The organism is Bradyrhizobium sp. P5_C11_2 (genome assembly GCF_054049755.1).
In genome coordinates, this window is the sequence record NZ_JBFULT010000305.1 from 1 (window position 1) to 9,116 (window position 9,116).

Here is a 9,116-nt window from a genome sequence, read left to right on the forward strand (position 1 = left end):
TCGCCGAGCACAGCTTTCAGCGCCTGGGCGAACTGCACGCGTCGCTGTCGCCGAGCACAGCTTTCAGCGCCTGGGCGATCTGCACGCGGCGCTGACCTGCAGCAGCCAGCGGAAGCTTCGACCAGAATTCGTCGAACGTCGCGCCAAGGGACGCGTCGGGGCGAGCGCGCAGTGCTCTGGCAAAGTCGTTGAGCAGCTTCTCGTATCCGTCAGGCTGCATCTCCTCGCGCACGATCGTGCGTTGCGCCTCCTGGAGGAGAATGTCCTTGATTGTCTTGTCGTCGGGAGCCGGGAACATGGTGTCGAGCAGCCGCTCGCAACCGTCCAACCGGCCCCACATGATGTCGTTGCGGCGCCATCGTTCGTCGAGAAAGGCGCCGAAGTTGTAAAGCGCCGTCCCTGCGAGCTTCCGTCGCGATTGACCGGTCTCGCCCTGGTCGTCCAATTCATCGATCAGGCTACCGGCATCCTCGGGGCTGATGCGGATCACCTCGACCGTCGAAGGCTCCCCGGTACCCGTGTCATAGTAAAGCGGGAAGCTCACCTGGTCGTATTCGTCGAAACGCATGTAGTACCCGGCGAGAAAGCGGCGCAGCACCATGCCTTCAGGCGTGTTCAGGCAGGCTGCGTAGCCGGGCAGGTCGACGGAGAAAACGGCGATGTCGACCTTTGGTGCCCCGCCTTGTTCCGAGACGACCAAGTCCGGCGCTCCCAACAGTGCGTGGACCGTCGGTCCCGTGTCGGATGATCGCCGTATGACGCGCCCGTAGGCCGACTGGATCGCGGCAATGTCCCTCTCCAGTGCCGCCTGGAGGTCCGTGACACTGGCTCCCAGCGCGTACTGATAGAGTATCTGCGCTCTCGCGTAGACATTTTCCTGAAGCGTGCGCGACGGGCTCGGAAGCGGCAGGTCCCACGAAACGCGGACCGTCTGGCCGTCCTCCGTCTTCAACTCTGAAGGCCACTCGTCAGCCTTGTCGCTGAGAAGCAGCAGAAGGACCTGATCGAGGGCCTTGCGATTCCTCGGCGGGACCCTCTCCGGCGGAGCCTTTAGCGACACCGCCTGCCGGATTTCCCGGATCGTACCACCGAGACCCTCCGCAAGGCAGGTCAGCGCACTGACGAGATGCCGCGAGTCCATCGAGTCGATCGGCAGTGAGCCGGCGGCTTCCCAGCGCTTGCGAAGATGCAGCTCGATATCGGAGTAGTCCCGCTCCGCTTCGGGCAGCCCGAGCTTCATCGCCAGAGCCAGAAGCTGATGCACCTTGCGCAAGATAAAGGCGGCGCGCCGCAGATAGTATTTCATATCGTAGTCTTCGAGAAACGCATTTGTGGACTCGGCCTGATCCGCGGCCCTCGGGTCGGCCTTGTTCTCGAAGTAATGCGCGTCGCGCCATACGCGCGCCATTGCTCTCAACGCGTACAAGCGATCGGATTGCTCGTCGATACCCCACCACGCAGCCAGCCGATCTGCGATGCCGTCGGTCACCGTCATGACACGGAGCTGGCGATACGGCAGGAATGCCGCGCCGTAGTAATTGACCATGTCGCGCATGTCGCGCGATCGCCATTTAGGCACCGTGCCGTTCTCGAGCACGATGCGCGCGAAGGGATCATCACTGCGCTCCTCGATCTCCTTTTCGACCTGACGAACGATCCGGTCGACGCGTTCGATACGCCGGTTGCGGGCCAATACCGCTTCGAGGTCTTCCCTGATCGTCTCGTCCGTCGGAATCGAGAGGAGAGCATCAAAGGCGTTTTCGACGGCGTTGGGCTTGGCCTCGAAAACATTGCGCTCCGTTTCGGGATGAAGCGGCGAAGGCTCGACATAGATGAGCTTACGCTCCATCGGCAAGCTGCCGATGCGCAACGACAACGATTCGACGACGTAACTGAAGGGCTTGTTGTCGAGATAACCGCCGTCGCCGAAGGCGCGCGTGCGCCAATAGCCTTTGGTCAGATCATCGGTCGAAAGTCCGGTGAAAAACCGCTTCCATTCGTCGAAGACGACCACCTGAGCTCCCGGACGCAAGCCCCACAAGCGCTCGGCATCAACCAGGGACATCGGCTCAAACGCAAATGGAAACGACGACGTGCAACGCGCGGCGAATGCGAGAAAGGGCACGTTGTCGTCGGAGAGATCGTTGTGGCCATTAGCTGCGTCGTAACGGAAGTGATAGACTTGCTTGTACCGCCTCTCATAGACGACCTTGTCGAACAAGCGCAGCGGCACCACGGCTCCGCGAATATCGGTCGTCGTGATGAAGAGGTCGATCTCATCGGCCAACGACGACCCGTCTTGAGCGGACGGCGCGGCGGTCGTCTTCATCTTGAGGAATGCGTCGCACAGCTTGAGATACATGCGATCGCTGTTGAGCAAGGACTGCGGCGGACCATTGGTCCTGGCGTATTCCAGCTGCTGATAGGACGCGCTGTCGTTGAGCAGCTTGCCGATATCGCCCTCCTCAATCCACAGCTTTTTCAGGGGAGCAAATGGTTGTTCGTTGGCGAGCGCCTTGGCGAGGAACAGGCCGTTGATGCCGCCGGCCGACGTCCCCGCAATCGTGTCGACCACGAACCGCGTACGCCCCACCAGTCTCAGGGTCCCCGGATCCCTGAACGGGTCGATCGCTTTCGGATTGTTCAAATATGCAACATAGCGTTCGCGCAGGCGCTGGTCGCGCATCAACCAGGACGCCTTGCGGTAGACGTCGCGCGTGCGGCCGGTGATCCCATGCCCGCCGACCTACGGCGTGGCGCAGGCCATTTCGTATAATTCGTTGGTGACGCCGTTGATGTAGATTGCGAGCGAGACACCGCCGTACATGACGACGCCCAGGCGCATCTCGCGCGCATAGAGATTGTCCTGCCGGGTCTCCGGTCCGCCGGTCGCAGCAATATCAGTCATTCCTCGCCCCCCGTCCTCAGAGTGACGCGCGCGCAGGATCCTCCGGGCCACCCGCCGGGAATGGCTCGCGCAACGCGTCTGCACGCCGATGCTCAGGGGGTCTTTCCACCGGCGCTGCTGAAATCGCGCCGGTATCCGTCAAAATCACGCCCCCAAGGGCACGCCCTTGAATTCACGTGTTCAAAAGTCACGCGAAGTGAGCTTGCACATCATGCAGACCCGCACTGCCGCAAGCCCGGCTTGGACAATAATCGCCCTCAACACCGACGCTCTATGTAACGGTGTAGTATGACGCAGCAACAACCATCAATACAAGCCGATCGGCGAGCCGATTTGTGACAATTTCCGGGAGAGGGCCGGTCGCCGCGGGACTCGGCCCGGCGACCGGCGCGGCCGTCCCGCACACAGGAACAGCAAGACGTTGGCCTAGAACGTCACCCGCATGCCGGCATAGAAGGCGCGCGGCCGCGCCGGGCTCAGCGAGCGCGGGTCGGTGAACTCGGCGCCGCCATTGGTGAAGTTCGGCAGGGCCCCCCGGTCGAAGAACTGCCCATAGGTGGCGTAGCGCCTGTCGAAGATGTTGTCGACGCGGCCGTAGAGCTGGACGTTCTTCGTCACCTGATAGGACGTGTGGAGATTGAAGACGGTGTAGGACGGCAGCTTCGAATATTGGTTGGACTCGTCGCCGACGAAATACTGGCTGGAGACGAAGATTGCGTTGGCCCCGACCTTCCAGACGTCGGTCACGGCATAGTCTACGCCGACCTTGACGAGGTGGCGCGGAATCGCCGGGATCTGGTTGCCGGGCGAGACGTGGATGGTCTCGGTCACAGGATCCCTGAACGGGCTCTCCGAACCGAGTTCGAGCGCATCGAGGAAGCGCGCGTCGACGAAGGCATAGCTCGCCTGGAACTGAAGCGTGGGCGACTTGATGTTGACCTCGGCCTCTAGCCCCTGACGCCGCGTTCTGCCGACGTTGGTGAAATAGCCGAAGCCGGTGCGTCCGACCGCAGGAACGGCAAGGATGTCGTCATAGTTGGTGGCGCGGAAAGCGCCGACCTTCCATCCAAGAGAACCGATGTTCAGCTCCTTGGTGCCGCGGAAGCCGGCCTCGACCGTCTTGGACACCACCTGCTTCAGCGGCGGGTCCGACACGAGAAACGCCGCGATCAGGCAGGGCCGAATGGGATCGGCGCAGCCGAGCTCGAGCGGCGTCGGCACGCGGTTGGCCTCGGAATAGCCGGCATAGGCCGTCAACTCCGGCGTGATCTTGTAGGTGCCGCCGATCACCGGGTTGAAGCGATAGAAGGTGTGATCGCCGTTGAGATCGGTACCGAGCTGATCCTCCAGCGTGATGCGCGCCGCGTTGAAGCGGCCGCCGCCCGTGACGGCGAAGGCATCCGTGACGTTGAACGTGTCCATCGCGTACAGGCCGTTATACTGGTTGACGGTCCGCAGCGAGACCGGACCGGCAACGGGGACTGGTGTGCCGGTCGGCCCCAGGAAGATGCCGCTGCCGCTGACGACATAGTTCTCGCCCATCGTCCCGATCTCGGCGGTGGCGTTGTAGCGCGTGACGCTGGCGTCATAGCTCGCCCCCACCACGAAACGGTTATCATGCCCGAGCAGCTGATCGACGTTGGTGGCCTGCCCCGAGACCCCGAAGGTGGTCGAACGGATCGAGCCCCGGTCGATCTCGCCGAGGATTGTTCCCGGAGCAAAGGGATTGGCAAGCTGGACCCCGTTCACGCCGTTCGCCGGCGTCGTGTCGTCGCCGAAGCACAGCAGTCCCGCAATGGCGCATTCCTGCACGTCGGTCGGATTGCCATCGACGACCTTCTGCTCGAACCTGCGCACATGCGCCGTGCCTTCGAGCGTCCAGGTCGGCGTCGCGTCCGCCTTGGCGATCAGATTGACGTAGCCGACGCGATTGCTGGTGGTCTGCGGTGTCGTGTAGGTCGCACCCCAATATTTCTCCAGCAGCTCGGCCGGAACGGTGGCGCTGGCGCCGAAATCGTTCTTGGCGAGCCCCATGTTGACGTGGAATTCGCTGTCGCCGGCCTTGTAGCCGACATCGCCGTAGAAGCGCCGCACGTCCGATTGGGAGAAATTGCGGAAGCCGTTGTCGTGCAGGCCTTCGAGCGCGGCGTAGACGGCGTAGTTCTTCTCGACCTGCTTGCCCCATTGCGCCGAGCCCTGGATGCGGCCGAACGAGCCGCCCATGAGGTCGAGCTCGGCGCCCTGATAGGTGAAGCCGTCCTTCATTTGCAGGTTGATCGCGCCACCCAGCGCATTGAGGCCGAAGGCAGGATTGTTGGTCACCAGCGTCACCGACCTGATCGCGGCGGTGGGGATCAGGTCCCAGTTCACGGCATCCGAGAACGCTTCGTTGATGCGGACACCGTTCTGGTAGACCGCGAGGCCTTGCGGCGTGCCCGTCACGGGCGAAGCGACAAAGCCGCGGAACTCAACATCAGGCGTGAACGGATTGCCGGTCACTTCGCTGATGTTGACGCCGGCGATGTTGTCCCTCAGCGCGTCGGTGATGTTCAGCGAGCCGGTACGCTTGATCTGGTTGGCATCGACGGCGTTGATCGCCGAAGGAACCTTGTCGACTTCAAGACCTCTGCCGGTGCCCGGCGAGGTCGGGTAGACGTAAAGCCTGTTGCTGGGCTTCGCGGAGCTTGCGGATCGCGCCGGCGTCCGCGGCGCGCTCCGCCGCGGAGCGGGCTGCGGCGCCACCACCTCGATCGCAGGCAGGTTCTGAACGTTGGTCTCGTCGTCCTGCGCGGCCCCCGCGTCCGTCCCGAGGACCACGCCAGACATCAGCCCCGTCGATATCGAGGCGATCAACAATCTTCGCACGCCCATCCCCTGCCGTCCCATCCGCAAATACGTTCGGTCTTTTTTTGCGGCTGTTTTGAACTTCGCCGCTTGGTTGGGACGAGTGTAGTCGGCCGCCGCGAACGCACCAGCCACAAAAGATCGGGCGATATCCGCACCCGTTTTCCCGACCAAATCGGGAATTCTTCCCGATTTGTTTTCCGTGCGATCAGGCCGGCGCCGTCGGAACCAGCGCCTCCACGGTCACGCCGCCCTCGCCGGAGGCGACGTTGAGCGTGCCGCCCAGTGCGAGAATCCGCTCGCGCATGCCGACGAGGCCGAAGCCGAGCTTCTGGCCCGGCTCCATGCCGCGGCCATTGTCGCTGACCCGCACCCGGGCGCAGATGCGGCCGTCGCGCCCCGGCTGCCCGGCCGGCTCGATCACGACGTTGACCGAGGTCGCGCCGGCATGGCGGAACACGTTGGTGAGCGCCTCCTGCACGGTGCGGTAGATGGTGAGGTCCGCGGTCTCGCCGGTGACCCCGAGCGCCGGCGAGATCGTGGTCTCGATCGCGACGTCGGGATGCGCCTCGCGCCACAGCCGCGACAGCGATTCGAGCGCCTGGCGCAGGCCGAGTTCGGCGAGGCCGACGGGCCGCAGCCGCTCCAGCACGCGGCGATTGAACTGCTGGAGCGCGTTGATCTGTTCCAGCATGGCGCTGCCGTGCTTTCGCACGGCGTCCGCACTCGGAACGCGCCCGTCCGCCTGCTTCGCCAGCGCGCTGGCATGCGCGCGCAGCGAGAACAGATACGGCCCGAACTCGTCATGCAGCTCGCGCGCGATCTCCTTGCGCTCGACGTCCTGGAGCGACACCGTGCGCTCGGCAAGGCGCCGCTTGTCCTCGACCGCCTCCCCCAGCGTGGCCGCCAGATGATTGAGCTTGGTGCTGATCGCGGCAAGCTCGGGCGCGCCGCCCGGCCTCACCCGCGCCTCATAGCGCCCGTTTTCGAGCTCGGCCATCGCCTCCGCCAGAGACTGGAGCGGCCGGAGCGCGCGGCCGACCACAGTCATCATCACCAGGAACAGCGCGAGCGCGATCACCGAGCCGACCTCGAGCTGGGTCACGATGCCGTCCCAGATCTCGGCGATCTCGTCATTGGGATGCGAGGTGATCACCAGCGAGCCGGGCTTGCCATGGACCGAGACGGGCACGCTGACCGCGGTCTGCTCGGGATGGACCAGGCTGACGAACCAGGCCGGCGGTCCGCGCGCCTCGTCATCGGCATCGAGCCGCGGCGGCGTGAGCGGCGTCCCGCCGCCGTCCCTGAGCGCGATGCTGACATGGCGCAGACGGCTGAGATCGCGCGCGATCTGGTTCAACCGGGCGTCCGGATCGGGCGCCTCGTTGAGGTCCGCAACGATCATCTCGATGAACTCGCGCGCCAGCCGGATCACGCTCTGGTCCTCGGCCTGCACGCGCGGCCCGGCTTCCGCGACCTGGCGGCCGATGTTGACGGCGAGCCCCAGCGCCAGCAGCAGCGCCAGCAGCAGGTTGATGCGCCCGCGCAAGGATAGATTTTGCCACATTGGTGTTGCCCGTGCCCCGCGAAGGATTGCTCGTGCCTGTGCGATGGCGTTGACAGACCCGAAGCGCCCGATATCTAATCGAAAGCGTACAGCAATCCCGGCCGGGTTGCATGAGGCGACATGAGGCGCGCTCGCACGCGTCTCGATGGTTGGGCATCATGCGGCGCGAAACAGGCCGGGGGCTGTCGCGGGGAACGCCTATGCGCATTCTGATCGTCGATGATCATCCCATCGTCGCCTCCGGCTGCCGTGCCGTGCTGGCCGACGAAGGCGAGATCGAGATCCTGGAGGCCGCCGACGCCGAAGACGGCGAGTGCGTGTTCATCGTCGAACGCCCCGACCTCTGCGTGATCGACATCAACCTGCCCACCGTCTCCGGCTTCGAGCTGGCGCGCCGCATCCTCGACCGCGCGCCCGAGGCCCGCATCATCATGTTCAGCATGAACGACGACCCCGCCTTCGCCGCGCGCGCGATCGAGTGCGGCGCCAAGGGCTATGTCTCCAAGACCGGCGATCCCGACGATCTCGTCGAGGCGATCCGCACCGTCGGCGACGGCGCCACCTATCTGCCGAGCGCGATCGCGCGCAGCATCGCCTTTGCCGGGCCTGCGCTGGCGCAAAATCCGCTGTCGAAGCTGAACGCGCGCGAGATGGAGATCCTGCGGCTGCTCAGCGCCGGAAAGAGCCTGTCCGAGATCGCCTGGCTGGTGCAATCGTCCTACAAGACGGTTGCCAACACCTCCTCGATCATGCGTCAGAAGCTCGGGGTGAAGACCTCGGTCGAGCTGGTGCGGCTGGCGATCGACAGCGGCGTCGCCTGACGCGCGGGGCAGCCGCCACACATTCGGTCACACAAGCGTTGCAATGTTGATGTGGTTAAGTGCCACTGGAGCTTAGGGCATGACGATTCAGACTGTCTCGACCAACAAATCCTACGGCGGCGTGCAGGGCGTCTACCGCCACGCGAGACAGGCGACCGGAACCGACATGGTGTTCTCGGTCTATGTTCCGCCGCATCCGGTTGGCGCGAAGCTGCCCGTGGTCTGGTATCTCTCCGGGCTCACCTGCACGCATGCCAACGTCACCGAGAAAGGCGAATTCCGCCGCGCCTGCGCCGAGCTCGGGCTGATCTTCGTCGCGCCCGACACCTCACCGCGCGGGCCCGACGTGCCGGGCGATCCCAACAATGCCTATGATTTCGGCCTGGGCGCCGGCTTCTATGTCGACGCGACGCAGGAGCCGTTCGCACGCAACTATCGCATGTGGAGCTACGTCACCGACGAACTGCCGAAGCTGGTGGCGGAGAATTTTCCGGTCGACGCGAAGCGCCAATCGGTGATGGGCCATTCCATGGGCGGCCACGGCGCGCTGACGGTGGCGCTGCGCAATCCGCACCGCTATCGCGCGGCCAGTGCGTTTGCGCCGATCGTGGCGCCGTCGCTGGTGCCCTGGGGCAACAAGGCGCTGACCGGCTATCTCGGGCCGGACAAGGAGGCCTGGCGCAGCCACGACACCGTGGCGCTGATCGAGGATGGCGCGAAGTTTTCCGGCTTTCTCGTCGATGTCGGCGAGGCCGATAATTTCCTGAAGGAGCAGCTTCGGCCCGAGCTGCTGCAGGCGGCCTGCACCAAGGCCAACATCCCGCTGACGCTGCGGCGGCAGGCGGGCTACGACCACAGCTATTATTTCATCTCGACGTTCATGGGCGATCATCTGCACTGGCACGCGGAGCGGTTGAAGGGGTGAGGTTCGGTCTCTCCTCTCCCTCTCCCCGTTCTTACGGGGAGAGGGTTGGGG

The 9,116-nt window shown here is 64.4% G+C and carries 6 protein-coding genes; 2 read left to right on the top strand and 4 right to left on the bottom strand.

All coding sequences use genetic code 11. From position 1 onward, the window contains the following. Positions 1-16: 16 nt before the first annotated feature. From ACXJL8_RS25110 to ACXJL8_RS25125, 4 genes are all read right to left on the bottom strand, one after another. Positions 17-2,686, bottom strand: a complete 2,670-nt coding sequence (locus ACXJL8_RS25110) for a patatin-like protein (RefSeq protein ID WP_456685769.1) — start codon at positions 2,684-2,686, stop codon at positions 17-19. 60 nt (positions 2,687-2,746) lie between these two features. Continuing rightward, positions 2,747-2,908, bottom strand: a complete 162-nt coding sequence (locus tag ACXJL8_RS25115; protein ID WP_456685770.1) for a hypothetical protein — start codon at positions 2,906-2,908, stop codon at positions 2,747-2,749. Between the two features lie 426 nt (positions 2,909-3,334). Continuing rightward, positions 3,335-5,779, bottom strand: a complete 2,445-nt coding sequence (locus ACXJL8_RS25120) for a TonB-dependent receptor (RefSeq protein ID WP_456621014.1) — start codon at positions 5,777-5,779, stop codon at positions 3,335-3,337. A 181-nt stretch (positions 5,780-5,960) separates the two neighbouring features. Next, positions 5,961-7,319, bottom strand: a complete 1,359-nt coding sequence (locus tag ACXJL8_RS25125; protein WP_456685771.1) for a histidine kinase — start codon at positions 7,317-7,319, stop codon at positions 5,961-5,963. 200 nt (positions 7,320-7,519) lie between these two features. On the opposite strand from ACXJL8_RS25125, the gene ACXJL8_RS25130 reads away from it, so the two are divergent. Both ACXJL8_RS25130 and fghA read left to right on the top strand, forming a co-directional pair. Beyond that, a complete protein-coding gene (locus ACXJL8_RS25130) occupies positions 7,520-8,140 on the top strand; it encodes a response regulator (RefSeq protein WP_456685772.1) in 621 nt (206 codons plus the stop codon). 79 nt (positions 8,141-8,219) lie between these two features. Next, positions 8,220-9,065, top strand: coding sequence for an S-formylglutathione hydrolase (gene fghA, locus ACXJL8_RS25135; RefSeq protein ID WP_456685773.1), 846 nt, complete (start codon positions 8,220-8,222; stop codon positions 9,063-9,065). Positions 9,066-9,116 lie beyond the last annotated feature (51 nt).

Excerpts from the sequence above, each read along its gene's own strand:
- ACXJL8_RS25110 (WP_456685769.1), bottom strand. The coding sequence starts at position 2,686 with ATGCGCGACCAGCGCCTGCGCGAACGCTATGTTGCATATTTGAACAAT.
- ACXJL8_RS25120 (WP_456621014.1), bottom strand. The coding sequence starts at position 5,779 with ATGGGCGTGCGAAGATTGTTGATCGCCTCGATATCGACGGGGCTGATG.
- fghA (WP_456685773.1), top strand. The coding sequence starts at position 8,220 with ATGACGATTCAGACTGTCTCGACCAACAAATCCTACGGCGGCGTGCAG.
- ACXJL8_RS25125 (WP_456685771.1), bottom strand. The coding sequence starts at position 7,319 with ATGTGGCAAAATCTATCCTTGCGCGGGCGCATCAACCTGCTGCTGGCG.
- ACXJL8_RS25115 (WP_456685770.1), bottom strand. The coding sequence starts at position 2,908 with ATGACTGATATTGCTGCGACCGGCGGACCGGAGACCCGGCAGGACAAT.
- ACXJL8_RS25130 (WP_456685772.1), top strand. The coding sequence starts at position 7,520 with ATGCGCATTCTGATCGTCGATGATCATCCCATCGTCGCCTCCGGCTGC.